This is a genomic window from Streptomyces sp. O3, assembly GCF_054788135.1.
The window spans coordinates 1-278 of sequence record NZ_JBTVYK010000171.1 but is presented as its reverse complement, the minus strand read 5'-3'; the positions used below and the strand labels follow the sequence as shown (position 1 = coordinate 278).

At 66.9% G+C, this 278-nt stretch carries 1 protein-coding gene; it reads left to right on the top strand.

All coding sequences use genetic code 11. The features are described 5' to 3' along the window. A partial coding sequence (locus ACX6XY_RS30215) for an efflux RND transporter permease subunit (RefSeq protein WP_460337846.1) occupies positions 1–278 on the top strand: 278 nt, incomplete at both ends.

Here is a 278-nt window from a genome sequence, read left to right as displayed (position 1 = left end):
GGCTGAAACTGCCGCCGGGTGAGCGGATTGTTTTCGGCGGGCTTTACAAAGAGCTGGAACACGCCGCGCTGGGGCTTGGCCTTGCTGCACTCGCCGCGATGACGGCGCTCGCCTGGGTGTTGTTTCTGCGCTTCCCGGGCCGGCGCGTGCCGCTTTTGCTGCTGGCGCAAATTCCACTGGCGATGACCGGTGGCGGGCTGGCTTTGGCGGTGAGCGGGCTGGGGCTGAACGGGATCGGGCTGATCGGCTTTCTGGCGCTGGCCGGAGTGAGCCTGAAC